Source organism: Thermaerobacter nagasakiensis, assembly GCF_055396825.1.
The window spans coordinates 860,794-874,353 of record NZ_AP043740.1 but is presented as its reverse complement, the minus strand read 5'-3'; the positions used below and the strand labels follow the sequence as shown (position 1 = coordinate 874,353).

At 72.2% G+C, this 13,560-nt stretch carries 11 protein-coding genes; 3 read left to right on the top strand and 8 right to left on the bottom strand.

Annotated features, from left to right (window positions below):
- The first annotated feature begins 41 nt into the window (after positions 1-41).
- Together ACZ5T9_RS03820 and ACZ5T9_RS03815 are read left to right on the top strand one after the other, a co-directional pair.
- The gene (locus ACZ5T9_RS03820) at positions 42-764 is read left to right on the top strand and encodes a flavin reductase family protein (protein ID WP_464833940.1); all 723 of its coding nucleotides are present in this window, start codon (positions 42-44) and stop codon (positions 762-764) included.
- 66 nt (positions 765-830) lie between these two features.
- Positions 831-1,730 carry a 2-phosphosulfolactate phosphatase gene (locus ACZ5T9_RS03815; RefSeq protein ID WP_464833938.1) on the top strand — a complete coding sequence of 300 codons (900 nt, stop codon included), beginning with the start codon at positions 831-833 and terminating at the stop codon, positions 1,728-1,730.
- Between the two features lie 184 nt (positions 1,731-1,914).
- Here the strand turns inward: ACZ5T9_RS03815 and ACZ5T9_RS03810 are convergent, their stop codons facing one another.
- The 3 genes from ACZ5T9_RS03810 to ACZ5T9_RS03800 all read right to left on the bottom strand — a co-directional run bounded on the left by ACZ5T9_RS03810 (position 1,915) and on the right by ACZ5T9_RS03800 (position 5,864).
- Positions 1,915-2,808, bottom strand: a complete 894-nt coding sequence (locus tag ACZ5T9_RS03810) for a deoxyribonuclease IV (protein ID WP_464834387.1) — start codon at positions 2,806-2,808, stop codon at positions 1,915-1,917.
- 97 nt (positions 2,809-2,905) lie between these two features.
- Entirely contained in the window at positions 2,906-5,248 is a 2,343-nt protein-coding gene (locus tag ACZ5T9_RS03805) for a heme lyase CcmF/NrfE family subunit (RefSeq protein WP_464833937.1), read from the bottom strand.
- Positions 5,249-5,264: 16 nt separating this feature from the next.
- Complete coding sequence (locus ACZ5T9_RS03800) at positions 5,265-5,864, bottom strand: cytochrome c-type biogenesis protein (protein ID WP_464833936.1); 600 nt, start codon at positions 5,862-5,864, stop codon at positions 5,265-5,267.
- Positions 5,865-5,972: 108 nt separating this feature from the next.
- Here ACZ5T9_RS03800 and ACZ5T9_RS03795 point away from each other — a divergent pair, with 108 nt between their 5' ends.
- The gene (locus ACZ5T9_RS03795) at positions 5,973-6,641 is read left to right on the top strand and encodes a DUF1405 domain-containing protein (RefSeq protein ID WP_464833935.1); all 669 of its coding nucleotides are present in this window, start codon (positions 5,973-5,975) and stop codon (positions 6,639-6,641) included.
- Between the two features lie 130 nt (positions 6,642-6,771).
- Here the strand turns inward: ACZ5T9_RS03795 and ACZ5T9_RS03790 are convergent, their stop codons facing one another.
- The 5 genes from ACZ5T9_RS03790 to phnC all read right to left on the bottom strand — a co-directional run bounded on the left by ACZ5T9_RS03790 (position 6,772) and on the right by phnC (position 13,489).
- The gene (locus ACZ5T9_RS03790) at positions 6,772-7,629 is read right to left on the bottom strand and encodes a cell wall hydrolase (protein WP_464833934.1); all 858 of its coding nucleotides are present in this window, start codon (positions 7,627-7,629) and stop codon (positions 6,772-6,774) included.
- A gap of 167 nt (positions 7,630-7,796) precedes the next feature.
- A complete protein-coding gene (locus ACZ5T9_RS03785; RefSeq protein WP_464833933.1) occupies positions 7,797-9,203 on the bottom strand; it encodes an HD domain-containing protein in 1,407 nt (468 codons plus the stop codon).
- A gap of 187 nt (positions 9,204-9,390) precedes the next feature.
- A complete protein-coding gene (locus tag ACZ5T9_RS03780; protein ID WP_464833931.1) occupies positions 9,391-10,176 on the bottom strand; it encodes a molybdenum cofactor biosynthesis protein in 786 nt (261 codons plus the stop codon).
- Positions 10,177-10,754: 578 nt separating this feature from the next.
- Complete coding sequence (gene phnE / locus ACZ5T9_RS03775) at positions 10,755-12,665, bottom strand: phosphonate ABC transporter, permease protein PhnE (RefSeq protein WP_464833929.1); 1,911 nt, start codon at positions 12,663-12,665, stop codon at positions 10,755-10,757.
- A complete protein-coding gene (gene phnC / locus ACZ5T9_RS03770) occupies positions 12,662-13,489 on the bottom strand; it encodes a phosphonate ABC transporter ATP-binding protein (RefSeq protein ID WP_464833927.1) in 828 nt (275 codons plus the stop codon). Before phnC ends, phnE begins: the two co-directional genes overlap by 4 nt.
- Positions 13,490-13,560 lie beyond the last annotated feature (71 nt).

Sequence of the window (13,560 nt, the reverse complement as noted above, 5' to 3'; positions counted from 1 at the left end):
GACCATCGCCTGTCGCACAGGCAGAGAAAGGAGGCCAGCCCTTGTCTGCACAAGCCGTCCCGGACAGCCACGTGGTGGTCGAACCCCGGATTCTCTACTTCGGCACGCCGGTCGTGCTCGTCACCACGCTGAACGAAGACGGAACGCCCAATCTCATGCCCATGTCCTCCGCCTGGGCGCTGGGGCACCGCCTCGCGCTTGGGTTCGGGGAGGGGTCCAAGACTCTCCTCAATCTCCGGCGAGAGCGGGAGTGCGTGCTCAACCTGCCTTCGCCGGAGCACTGGACCATGGTGGAACGGCTGGCGCCGCTGACCGGGATGAACCCGGTTCCACCTGCGAAACGGCATCTCTTCCGGCATGAGAAGGACAAGTTCGGAGTCTCGGGCTTCACCCCGGTGCCGTCCCAGGTGGTGGCGCCCCCCCGGGTCGCCGAATGCCGCCTGCAGATCGAGGCCCGGGTCGACCGGTGGTATCCCCTTGGAGACGCGGCCTGGATCGTGGTGGTCGAGGCGGTGCGAGTCCACGCCCATCCGGAGATCGTCGCAGGGCCACATCACATCGACCCGCGGGCCTGGCGACCGCTGATCTACAATTTCCGGCACTACTTCGAGCTGGGGCGGGAACTGGGCCGCACCTTCCGCGCCGACACGCCGTGCCGGCGCGCCGGCGCACAAGGGGGTGCAGGCCGGAAACCGGGTGGCGCTGCCCCGGGTCCCGGTCCGACCGCCCTGAGAGCGCGGCCACCCGGCTGCCCGGCGTCGTAGGAGCCCAGCCCGCTGGCGTCGTAGGATGACCACGGCGGTGCCAACCGGTCGAAGGAGGCCTCCAGATTGAGCGAGCCGGTCGTCGACGTGCTCTGGACGGCAGACGAGGCCGAGCGCCACGCCTTCGCGCCCGGCGAGGCAGCAGCCTTCCTGGACATCTTGCGCGCCACCACCACCATGACCGCCGCCCTGGCCGCGAGGGCCCGCGCCGTCGTGGCCGTGGCCGATCCCGCCAAGGCCCTCGCGTTGCGGGAACGCCTCACGCCCGCCCCCCTCCTGGCCGGGGAGGAGCGGATGGAACGCCGGCCGGGGTTCGATCTCGGGAACTCCCCTCGCGAGTTCACCGCCGAGCGTGTGACGGGCCGCACCCTGGTGATGTGCACCACCAACGGTACCCGGGCCGCCGTCGCAGCCCTGCGCGGTGGGTGTCGCCGGCTGTTCGCCGCGTCCCTGCGCAACCGGACAGCCACCGCCCGCGCGTTGCTGGCCGACCCGAGCGTCGACCGGATCACCCTGATCTGCGCGGGCACCCACGGCCGCTTCTCCCTGGACGACGCCATCGGCGCCGGGGCGGTGATCGAGGCGGTGATCGAGGCGCTGATCGGCGCTCCCGACAGCGCAACCCACCGTCCCGAGCCGACCGCCCCGCCCGGGGCGGCGGTGACGCCGCCGGCGGCCGCCCGCCCGCCAACCGGAGGCCGACCGTGCCGCCTCTCCGACGCCGCCGTCGCCGCCCTGCAGCTCTGGCAGGCCGCACGGCCCCGGCTTGCCGAGGCCCTAGCCGGCTGCCGGCACGGGCGCCTGCTGGTAGAGGCGGGGTTCGCGGCCGACCTCCCGGTGGCCGCCGCCGTGGACGCCGCGGATTTCGCCATCGCCTGGCAGCCCGCGCCCGACGTGCCGGAGGATGTCGGCGGCGGCTGGTTCGTCCCGACGCATTTCCCGGGAAATCGACGGCCGTCGCTTTGAGAGGGTTCCGCGGCCACTCGCTCCCGCGGCGGGGGACATGGTCCGGCGGGCGGCACCACGGGGCGCGGCGGGTGCCTCCGATGCGGCCACGGCCCGTAGCCCTGGCGAAACGGCCCGGTCCTGCGGCCTGCGGTCCGGCCAGGCTCTTGCACCGTCGCCGCGGCCATGCCCTTCGCCCGCCCCGTCAAGCGCTGGCCGCCAGTTCCCGATCCAGATCCCGGAGCCAGCGGATCTCCGCGGCGTAGTCCAGCTCGCCGTCGATGGGGGTCTCCAGCAACATGGGCAGGGCGCGCAGCCGGGGATGGCGCAGCAGGTTGGCGAAGCCCTGGCGCCCGATCTCACCCTGGCCCATCTTCTCGTGGCGGTCGCGGCGGGAACCGCAGGGGAACTTGCTGTCGTTGACGTGCAAGGCCTGCACCCGCTCCCAGCCCACGGCGCGGTCCAGGTCTTCCACCAGGCGGTCCACCTGGGCGGGATCGCGCCAGTCGTAACCCGCTGCGAACAGGTGGCACGTGTCGAGGCACACGCCCACCCGCGGGGGCCAGCCCAACCCCTCCAGAATGGCGCGGAGCTCCTCCAGCCGGCCTCCGATCTCGCTGCCCTGCCCCGACATGGTTTCCAGCAGAAGCCACGGTGCGCCGGGTTCTTCCAGAAGGGGAAGAACCGGCTCGATAGCCGCAATGATGCGCCGGATCCCGTCGGCAGGGTCACCCTCCACATAGCTGCCCGGGTGGGTGACGGCGGCGTCCGCCCCGACCCAGCGGCAGCGCTCAAGATCTTCGCGCAGCACGCGCCGGGCGAACTCGTAGGCCGCAGGCTTGGGGGAGGCCAGGTTCACCGTGTAGGGGATGTGGGCGATGGTGTAGCGCAGGCCGGCCTCCTCCCGGCGCTCGAGCCACTGGGCGCGCTCCGCCTCGCTCACCTGCCGCTGGGCACCGCCGCGGGGGTTGCGGGGGAAGAACTGCAGGGCGTTGGCACCCACCTGGACCGCGACCCCGGCCGCTGCAGGAAACCCCTTGGCTACCGAGAGGTGGCACCCCACCACCAGCGACCCCGCCTGGGATGGATCGAAGGGCATGTCCAAGGGCTCGCGCCTCCTTTGCCTTCCGGGCCTGCTTTGGATCCAGCTGGCCTGCTTCGTCCAGACCCTGGGTCCAGACTACCGCCCCCGGATCTCAGGGGGCTGGTGCGGGGGCACGGGTCCCCTCCCTGCCAGGCGAGGGCGGGCTGGCCGCGGCATCCACCGGCCACCCGCTCACCTGCGAGCCGTCTCCAAGCGCCCCGCCAACCTGCCCAGCGGCCGCCCGCGCGCCATCCCCCCACGGGCCACCGGCCGGCGTGCCGCCACCCGGCCGCCGGCCGGTGACGGCGTCACCGGGCCCGCCGTCACCGGCGGCCAGGGCGTCGATCTCCGCCGCCACCCGGGTCTCGTCCTCGGACCATCCCGCCAGCACCGCCTCCGCCGCGGCCACCAGCCCCTGGCGCAACCGGGCGTAGTCGGCGGCGGCAATCTTGCCGCTCCGGTAGTCGTACTCGAGTTCGGCCAGTTCCGCCAGAATCCGAGCTCTCCCCGTGGCCAGCGCCGGCCGGGGCCAGAGGGAGAAGAGGGTGCCGCCCACCACCAGATAACCGCCGATCCAGATCCAGGCCACCAAGGGGTTCAGGTAGAACTCGAAGCCGGCCGCGTCCCCTTCCCAGCCGCCCAGCACCACGTACAGGTCGCGGCTGAAGGAGGTCAGCATGGCGACCTCCGGTGTGGCCCCCAGGGTCTCGACAAAACCGGGGTAGAACCGGCGTTCAGGCTGCAGCCGGCCGATCTCCCGCCCCTCCCGGCTGACGGAGAGGTCGGCGTACACGGCCGGAACCCCTTCGGCCACCCGCTGGCCCAGGCCGTGGTATGTGATGGTGAACCCGCCAAAGGTGTAGCTCTCGCCGGGCGAAAGCCCCACCGCCTCCACCTGCTGGTAGCCGTACATGCCGGTGAGGCCGATCATGATCAGGACCACGCCCAGGTGCACCACGTAGCCGCCGTACCGGCGCGGGTTGCGGTTCAACATCTGCCACAGGCCGCGCAGGGAGCGATCGCCGGTGCTCTCGACCCGCGCCGCGTAGGCGGCGATGACGTCGGCCACGGTGGCCGTACCGACAAAAAAGGCGATGGCAAACCCCAGCACGATGGGAAGCTCCCGCAGGCCCAGGACCGCCAGGGCCACGCCCAGGGCCACGGCCCCCACCGCCGGCAGGGCCAAGAGGCGCCGCACCCGCGGCCACGAGGCCTTGCGCCAGGCCAGTACCGGTGCCACGCCCATGAGGATCATCATGGCCAGGAACAGGGGGACCCCCACCCAGTTGAAGAAGGGCGGCCCCACCGAGACCTGCGCTCCGAACAGCGGCGTGACCAGCGGCAGAACCGTTCCCCAGAACACCGCAAAGGTCAGGCCGGCCAGCAGCAGGTTGTTGAGGAGGAAGCCGGTCTCCTTGGAAAAAGGCGATTCCGGCCGCCGCTCGTCGGCCAGCAGGGGGGCCCGGTCGATGAACAGGTAGGACGCGACCACCAGCACCAGACCCAGAAAGCCGAGAAACCACGGGCTGGTGGGCGATGTGACGAAAGCATGCACCGACGACAGGATGCCGCTGCGGGTGATGAAGGCGCCGAAGATGGTCAGGAGGAAGACGAAGATCACCAGCCCGGCGTTCCACCGCTTCAGCATGCCGCGCTTTTCCTGGACCAGGGACGAGTGGATGAAGGCCGTCGCCAGAAGCCACGGCATCAGGGCGGCGTTCTCCACGGGGTCCCAAGCCCAGACGCCGCCCCAGCCCAGCTCCGTGTACGCCCAGCGGGAGCCGATGAGGATCCCCACGGACAGAAACAGCCAGGCCAGCAGGGTCCAGCGCCGGGTCACCCGGATCCAGGCATCCCCCGCGTTCCGTGTCCAGAGGGCCGCCATGCCAAAGGCGAAGGGCACCGCCATCCCCACGTAACCCAGATAGAGCGCCAGCGGGTGGGAGACCATCCACGGGTTCTGCAGCAGCGGGTTCATCCCCCGGCCGTCGGCGGGAGGGTTGGGCAACACGTCGAAGGGCCCCGACACCACCGCCACCTGAAGGGCGAAGAAGGCGGCCACGAAGCCCAGGGTTGCCAGGGCGTAGGGCAGCAGCGCCGGCACCGCGCGGCGCGCGCTGAAGGCCACCGCCGCCGTGTACCCGCTGAGCAGCCAGAGCCAGAAGAGCAGGGCCCCCTCTTGGCCCGACCACAGGGCGCTGATCTTGTACGGGGCCGGCATGTAGCGGCTGGACTGGCTGGCCACGTAGCGGAAGGAGAAGTCGTCGGTGAACAGGGCGTAGACAAGGATGAACACCGCCGCGCTGACGCTGACGAACAGGCCCGCCGCCAGCCAGCGGGCCGGAGGCATCCAGCGCAGCCGCCACCGCCATCGCCCTTCCAGCGGCGCCCACACGGCCAGCGCCAGGGCCAGCGCCAGGGCGAGGATGGTCAGGGCATGTCCCACGTAGGCCATGGAAGTCCTCCCATCTTCACATCCACCGGCGCACTGCCTCTTCCAGGGGGCCGGCGGAGGAGGAGCCGTCGCCGGCGGGGCCGGTCGGCCTGCCGGCACCTTCCGGCGATTGCACGGGGACCGGCGGAGCCGTTCCGGAAGCGGCGAAGCCGGGAGCCGGTTCGTCCCCGGCCGGCTCGCCCGCGGTCACGGCCTCACCCGCAACCAGCGGGCCGGGGTGGTGCCCCCTGCGGCCCTGCCGCCACCACCAGGCCAGCAGGCCCGCCCCGGCGGCTACCGCCAGGAACGGAGCCGCCCAGCCGAGAACATACCAGCCGTGCCGGGGCGGCATGTACACCACCCAGGCCCCGTACCGGTCGGCAAAGGCCTGCAGGATCTCGTCCCGGGTGCGGCCTTCGGCCAGCATCCGGCGGATCTCCTGGCGCATCTCCAGAGCGACGGCGGAGTTGGAATCGGCCACCGACTGGCCCTCGCAGACCGGACAGCGCAGGGCCCTTTCCAGCGCCCGCGCTTCCCGGTCGCCCGGATCGGCCGAGCCCAGCTGCCAGGCCAGGAGCGGGGCCAGCACCAGGGTGGCGGCCAGGACGGCGATCCACAGCCAGGACGGGCGGGTCACGGCGCTCACCCCGTCCACCAATGTAACCTAGGCGGCTGGGCCCTGCCACGGGCCGCCGCCCGAGTATCGGGTCGAAGAAGGACCCGTTCCGGAGGAGACACCCGACCCATGGCGCGAACGCTCCTTAGGCGGCTTAAGCACTGGGCCGGCCCGCTGCTCCGGCTCCCCCTCAACCGCAAGGCCACCTGGCTGCTGGTAGGGGTCAACGCGGTGGGCTCGGTGTGGGGCTTCTGGTGGTACCGTGACCAGCTGGCCGCCACCCCCGCCTGGAAGTGGCCCGTGGTGCCCGACTCGCCCACGGCGTCGACCCTGTTTACCGTGGCGCTGCTCCTGCAGCTCGCGGGCCGGCGGCTGCCCGCCCTGGAAGCCTGGGCGTACGCGGTGATGATCAAGTACGGGCTCTGGACGGTGGTGGTCCTGGGAGCTTACGCCCTCCGGTCCGGCTCCCTGGGGGCGGAGGCTGCCCTGCTCATCGCCTCCCACGCCGGCATGGCCGTGGAAGCCGTGATCTACCAGCGGGTGTATCCGGGCTCGCTGCGGGGGCTGGCCGCGGTGGTGGCCTGGAGCCTTTTCAACGACGGGGTGGACTATCTGGCCGGGCTCCATCCCACCCTGCCGGGACCGGAGGTGCGAACCCTGGCCGCGGCCAGCGCGCCGCTGCTCACCCTGCTGGCCGCCACTGCCGTCTACCGCGCGGCCGCTGGAGCGGCCGCCGGCGCCGCGACGGGCGCTCCCTCGCCGGCCGGGGACCGCGACGGCGGGAACGGTGGCCGTTGAAGGCCGTTGTGACCGTGGCGTGGAAGGGCGCGCAGGCCGCGATCCGGAAAAGGCCGCGATCTGTAGCGAGCCGTGGTGAGGGTCGAGTAACCCGGGTAGGATCGCGGCCCGGCTTAGCAGGCAAAGACGCTCAGCGGGCAAAGACGTGGTTGCCGATCCGGGCGGTCACCTCGAGGGAGCAGAAGAAGTCGCCCCGCGCCCCATCCCCCTCGCACGGGTGCCGCGCGGGGTTGTAGAAGTAGAGGGCCCCCTTGGAAGGATCCTGACCCGCCAGGGCTTCCCGGGCCGCCCGCCGCTCGGACGAACCCGGCCGCACCCGGGGCAGCTTCTCCGCCGCCGTGGGGAACTGGCCCGGCTGGAAGATCACGGCCCGGACGGAGTCGGGGAACCGCGGGCTGCGTACCCGATTGAGGATAACGGCCGCCACCGCCACCTTGCCCTCGTAGGGCTCGCTACCCGCCTCGATCTCCACCATGCGGGCCAGCAGCTCCAGCTCGTCCAGCTGGATCGCACCGCCGGCCGAAGCCGCCCGGGCACCCGTCCGGGACGCCGGCCGGGACCCGGCCTTTTCCGCCTTGGCCACGGCCTCCCGGCGGGCCTGCTCGCGACGCTTGGCCTCTTCCCTGCGGCGGGCTTCTTCCTTCCGGCGCGCCTCTTCCTGCTGGCGCAGGCGGGCCAGCCGCTCCTGGCGGGCCCGTTCTTCCCACCGGGCCTGCCACATGGCCCGGCCCAGCGCGAACTTGTGTCGCTGCTCGATCCGGGCGGCCTCCTGCGCCTCGCGCTCCAGCAGCTTCTGCCGCTCCACCTCCGCCCGGAGCGCCGGGCGGGGCACCAGCGGCGGGGACGAGCGGGCCTGCACGTCGTGGACGGAAGCCAGTGCGGAGAAGGACCAGAGCAGGACGCCCGCCATGATCCCGGCAGGGAGGACCTGCCGGGTCGCCGGGCATGCCCTGGGTGGCACCTGGGGCCGTACATGGGGACGTGTCATAGTGAGGCCATAGTAACCGGTATGTAACAAAAATGCAAGAGGTCCGTGTCGGAAATTTTACATCCCCGGGCCACGGCCCCAAGCCACGCCAAGCCCCTGGCGAAGCATCTTTCCACTTGACACGGCGCCCGCCCGGGACAGGGAGGCCGGGGCGACGGCCCGGCCGGTCACGACGGCTGCCACCCCTGGGGCATCCCCAGCATGAGCCGGAACGGTTCCACCAGCTCCGCCGGCGCCGCCAGCAGCACGTACTTGGCCTGCTCCCGGAAGTTGCGGGCGATGTTGGGCGCCAGGACCGACACCTCCGGATCCGCGGTGGAGTAGACCCGGTCCCCCGCCACCACGGGCACCTCGAAGAACAGCTCCTTGCCGCCGCCGACGATATCCACCAGCAGGTGATGGTCTTCCACCGGCCGGTTCAGTCGCCGCGCCAGGGCGCGGCAGGCATCCCGGGCCCAGGCTTCCCGCTCCCAGTACCCCGCCCGCACCAGGTCGCGGATCTCCGCCCCGTATTCGCCTGCCAGGGCCCGCGGGTAACTGAGGCGCGCCACCCGCTTGTACAGGCGGCGCCCGGCGCCCGTCAGGCGCTCCACCAGGTCGCGGGTCGCAGGATGGGGAACGGCCCGCAACAGTCCCAGGGCCTGCTCGTCGTCCAGGTCGACGAAGTCGTCGATGGCAAAGGCTCCCGCCCGCAGGGCCTCGGTCAGGGCCCGCCGGAGCATGGCGGCGGCGATCCGCCCCGTGTGATGCCAGTACACGTCCCGGTACATGATGTAGGAGGCAAAGATCAGGGTCTCCACCGCCGAGACGCCCTTGGGCGTCACCCCGACGCCCAGGCCGTCGGGGGTCCAGCAGACGGCGTCCAGCAGCCGCTGGTAGTCGATCCCCCGCCCGTAGGGCACGCCGATGTGCTCGCTGTCCCGGGCCAGGTAGTCCAGCCGGTCGGGGTTGATGGGGCCCGCCAGCAGGTTGGCCAGCCGCTGGGCCCCCGGGTCGTCCGGTGCCGGTTCTTCCCGGATGATGCGACAAAGGCGGTCCGGATCCACGCCCCAGAGCTCCGCCAGGATCTGACGGATTTCGGGGTTCTGCCGGATGATGGCGGCCCCCCGCTCTTCGTGGCGCGGCAGGCGCCCTGCCAGGAACGGGTCGTCGCCGGGGATCTCTTCGATCGTGTGGGAGAAGGGATAGTGGCCCACGTCGTGCAACAGGGCCGCCACCAGGAAGGTGGCCACGTCGCCGGGCGTGAGGAACGTGCCGTCCATGGCCGCCGCACCCGGCTGGCGGCCCGGCCGGGCCAACAGGGCCAGGACGAGCCGGCGGGCCATTTCATAGGTCCCCAGGGAATGCTCGAAGCGGGTGTGGACGGCACCCGGGTAGACCAGAAAGGCCGGTCCGGTCTGGCGGACCCGGCGCAGGCGCTGGAAGGCCGCGCTGTCGATCAGCGCCCGCAGGCGGCGGGTGGTGGGGATGTTGCCCGTCACCGGGATCCGCACCGGCGGCAGCCCCCGATCCCAGGCCAGAAGCTCGGGCACCTCCGCCGGATCCCAGGTGGCGGTGGTTGCCGGTGGGGTCAAACAGGCTCTCCTCCTTTTCCGCTGCCGCTGCGCCGCACGCCGGTGCTTCCCGCCGGCGGCGGGGCGTCACGCCGGCGGCAGCTCTCGGCGCCGGGCGTGGGACCTCCCGCCGGCAGCGTTTCACGCCGGTCGCTTCAACGCCAGCAGCGCTTCAAGCTGCGGCGCCTACCACCGGGGCGGCGAGGCGTCACGCCGGCTGTCCCTGGTCCGGGCCGGCCGCCGGAATCCCCACCCACTCGACCTGCCCGTCGGCATAGTGTTCCCGCTTCCAGATGGGCGCCCGGACCTTGAGCTCGTCGATGGCGTAGCGGGCCGCGGCAAAGGCGGCCGGGCGGTGGGGCGCAGCGGCGGCCACCACCACGCTGGCCTCGCCGATGGGCACGGCGCCGGTGCGGTGCCCGATGGCCAGGCGCGCACCGGGCCAGCGGGCCTCGGCCTCCGCGCCGATGCGGGCCAGTTCCTCGGCGGCCATGGGCAGGTAGGCCTCGTACTCCAGGTGCTCGGTCTCCCGGTCCCCGGTGAAGCGGCGGGTGATGCCCACGAAGAGGACCACCGCCCCGTGGCTGGGCCGTGCGACGTGGCGAAACAGCTCGTCCAGGGACAGGGGCTCCGCCGTCAGGAAGAACCGGCCCTCCGGCCCGGCCGCCACCCTGCCGCTTGGGCCGGCTGGCGCGGCCGGTTCGCCCGGCACCGAGCCGCCACTGACCGGCGGGATCAGCGCAATCTCGTCGCCCGGGCCGATGGGCGTGGACGGTTCGCAGTAGCGGCCGTTGACCGCCAGGCGGCACAGGTCCAGCAGCGGCCGCCATCGGGGATGCTGCCGGGCCAGTGCGTCCCGTACCGACCCGGCCGTGGCGCCTGCGGGCAACTCCAGTTCCAGCTGCCGCGCGCCCAGCCGCTCGGCCACTACCGCGAAGAGGCGCACCCGCACCGCGATCGCCGCCCGGGTTGACGAAGCCGCCGGATCGGCCATGGCCCTTCCCCCTCCCGCTTGCCCTCTTGCACCTTGCCCTCTTGTCTTGCCTACCCGCTCTAGCCAGTCGCTCTGGCGACTTGCTCTGGACGCTACTCTGGACGCTCGCTCAGGACACCCGCCGGGGCCGCCCGGCCTCGCCACTCTTTCTGGCCGCTCGCCCTAGCGCTCGGCGCAGCCACCCGTTCGGATCGCTCTTCCTGCCGGCTCCGCCTGGGCCCCTCGACGCCCAGCCGGGCAGCAGGACGCCTCGACACCCAGGCCTGCCGCCTCGCCTGGACGCCTCGACAGCCGGCCTGCCACCTCGCCCGGCCATCCCACCCGTTCCTTGCCTCTTTCCTTGTTTCGCCCTGGAGGCGCCCGCGCCTGCCGCCTCGCGGTGCGGCCGCGGTCCCGGTGCCCGGCGCCCACGCCTCTCACGCCTCTGCTGGGCCGGCCCCCGGTCCTAGTCCCGGAACCCTGCAGCCCCCCATAAGCAGGGCGCCCACCTTGGGCCGGCGGGCGCCTGAATGGACACGATTTCAGCCGCAGGCGACCGTCCTGGCCGGCGGGCGGGACCGTCCAGGCCGACCCCCACCCTATACCAGCCGGCCGCGCAGGCGGGAGCTGACGGCATCCACTACCAGGACGGTGGCCAGGATCCCCACCAGCACCATGCCAACGTTCTCCCAGTTGCGCAGCTGGACGTTGAAGATCAGGGAGGTGCCGATGCCGCCGGCGCCGATGACCCCGACCACGGTGGCGGCCCGGATGTTGATCTCGAAGCGGTACAGGGCATAGGAGAGGAATTCCGGCAGCACCTGGGGCAACACCCCGTGCCAGAAGGTCATCAGCGGCGAGGCCCCCACCGCCTGCAGCGCCTCGATGGGCTCGCGGTCGACGGCTTCCACCGCCTCCGAGTAGAGCTTGCCCACCGTGCCGATGGAGTGGAAGCCCACGGCCAGTACGCCGGCGAAGGGCGAGGGGCCGACGGCCGCCATGAAGATGATGGCCAGCACCAGCTCGGGGAAGGTGCGGATAGCATCCAGCAGCCCCTTGCCCACCACCGCCAGGGTCGACGCCACGTTCCGCGCCGCCAGGAACCCGAAGGGCACCGCCACGAGCGAGGCGATCAAGGTCCCCAGGAAGGCGATCTGCAGGCTTTCCGCCACGCCCTCGAAGACCTTGCCGGCATAGTCCCAGTTGGGCGAGAAGAGGCCGCGGAATACCGGCCCCGGATCGCCCACCAGGGCGAACCGGACCCCCTGGAAGGCCCAGGCGTAGAGGGCGGCCAGGATGCCGAGGGCGAGGCCCCACCGCCACCACGGCCGCCGCGGCGGTTCGAGCCCGGCGCGGGTGCCCGCGCCCCCAGAGCCCCGGAACGTCCCGGGCTGCCGCCCACCGGCATCGCCTGGGCCGGTACCGGTGACGCGGGTCGAACCAGCTCCTGCGCCCGGGCGCGCGCCAGGGTCGCCGGCCGGGGTGAGGGGGCCGGCTTCCGCAGCCTGGCCGCCGGCCACCGCCGCGGCCCCCGCGGGCGCCGCGGCGGTGGTGCCCGCGGGCGAGCGGGCCAGGCCGGGTTCTTCCGCCATGAGGACCGGATCGCTCGCCGCCAGGGCGGGCGCGCCCTCCACCAGGCGCTGGCGCCAGCGGGTGCTGATCCAGTCGACCACCACCACCAGCACGAACAGCATGACCACGATGGCCATCAGGCGGTCATAGCGGAAGAAGGTCAGCTGGGTCATCATGGTGGAGCCGATGCCGCCGGCCCCCACCAGGCCCAGCACGGTGGAGGTGCGCAGGTTGATCTCGAACATGAAGAGCGTGTAGGCGATGAAGTGGGGCAACACCTGGGGCACCACCGCGTAGACGGTGCGAGCCAGGCGGGAGGCGCCCACGGCATCCAGCGCCTCCAGGGGCCCGGGGTCGATGGCCTCCACCGACTCGCTGACCAGCTTGGCCACGATGCCCGTGGAGAACAGGGTCAGGGCGAGAACGCCCGCCGTGGGACCGATGCCCACCGCCGGGACCAGAAGCGCCGCCCAGACCAGGTCGGGGATGGAACGGATAAAATTCATGATGGCGCGGGCGATCTGGTACGCCCAGCCCGTGCCCGCCACGTTGCGGGCCGCGAGGAAGCTCAGGGGGACGGCCAGGATGGCCCCCAGGGTGGTGCCCAGCAGGGCCAGGCGCAGGGTCTCCAAAAGCGGCCCCACCGTCTCGGGGAGGTAGGCCCAGTCCGCCGGCCACATGCGGCCCAGCATGCGCCCTACGGTGTCAAGGCCCTCCCAGAGGTCGACCAGGCTGACCCGGGTTCCCTCCGAACTCCAGATGTAGAGCAGCACCAGCACCACGAGCCAGAAGAGGGTCTCCACCCGGGCCCGTCCCGGCATCCGGGGACGGCGTTCCCGGCCCGCAGGCACCTCCCTGCCGCCGGCGCCCGAACCCCGGGCAGGGCCGCCTGTTCCCCGGGTTCCGGGATCCCGCCAGCCGCGAACGGACAGGCTCACCGGGAGCTCCCCTCCATCGGCGCCACCGCCGCCTCCCGTGCCAGGGGCGCCGCGCCCTCCGCGCCCCCCCGGAAGTCTTCGGCGCGCACGGGCCGGCCGTAGATCTCCTCGAAGGTCTTCTCCGTGACCCCCGCGGCGGGCCCGTCGAACACCACCTGGCCGTTGCGCATGCCGATGATGCGGTCGGCGTAGGCCAGGGCCAGGTCGATGAAGTGCAGGTTGACGATGGTGGTGATCCCGTCCTCGCGGTTGATCCGGCGCAGGTCGCTCATCACCACGTGGGACGTGGGCGGGTCCAGGCTGGCCACCGGCTCGTCGGCCAGGATGATCTTGGGCCGCTGTGCCAGGGCCCGGGCGATGGCCACCCGCTGCTGCTGGCCGCCGGAAAGCTGGTCGGCCCGCACCCAAGCTTTGTCCGCGATCCCCACGCGGTCCAGGCATTCCAGGGCAAGGCGCACGTCTTCCCGCGGGAACCAACCCAGCAGCCCGCGCCAGGCCGGGGTGTGGGCCAGGCGGCCGGCCAGCACGTTCTTGATCACCGAGGACCGCTTGACCAGGTTGAAGGTCTGGAAGACCATGCCGATCTGCGAGCGCAGGCGGCGCAGCTCGGCCCCCTTCAACTTGCGCACGTCCACGCCGTCCACCAGGATCTCGCCCTCGCTGGGCTCGATCAGGCGGTTGATGCACCGCAGCAGCGTGGACTTGCCGGCGCCGCTCAGGCCCACGATGACCACGAACTCGCCGGGGTTGATCTTGAGCGACACGTCCCGAAGGGCCCGCACGCCGCCCGGGTAGACCTTGCTGACGTGGCGGAACTCGATCAATGGCGTCACCCTGCCGTTGTAGGATCCAGGCGCAAGGGGACGGGGAGCCTCCCGTGCCCCCCGTCCCACCG

Coding starts and splice junctions, on each gene's coding strand:
- ACZ5T9_RS03790 (WP_464833934.1), bottom strand. CDS start 7,629: ATGACACGTCCCCATGTACGGCCCCAGGTGCCACCCAGGGCATGCCCG.
- ACZ5T9_RS03795 (WP_464833935.1), top strand. CDS start 5,973: ATGGCGCGAACGCTCCTTAGGCGGCTTAAGCACTGGGCCGGCCCGCTG.
- ACZ5T9_RS03780 (WP_464833931.1), bottom strand. CDS start 10,176: ATGGCCGATCCGGCGGCTTCGTCAACCCGGGCGGCGATCGCGGTGCGG.
- ACZ5T9_RS03805 (WP_464833937.1), bottom strand. CDS start 5,248: ATGGCCTACGTGGGACATGCCCTGACCATCCTCGCCCTGGCGCTGGCC.
- ACZ5T9_RS03810 (WP_464834387.1), bottom strand. CDS start 2,808: ATGCCCTTCGATCCATCCCAGGCGGGGTCGCTGGTGGTGGGGTGCCAC.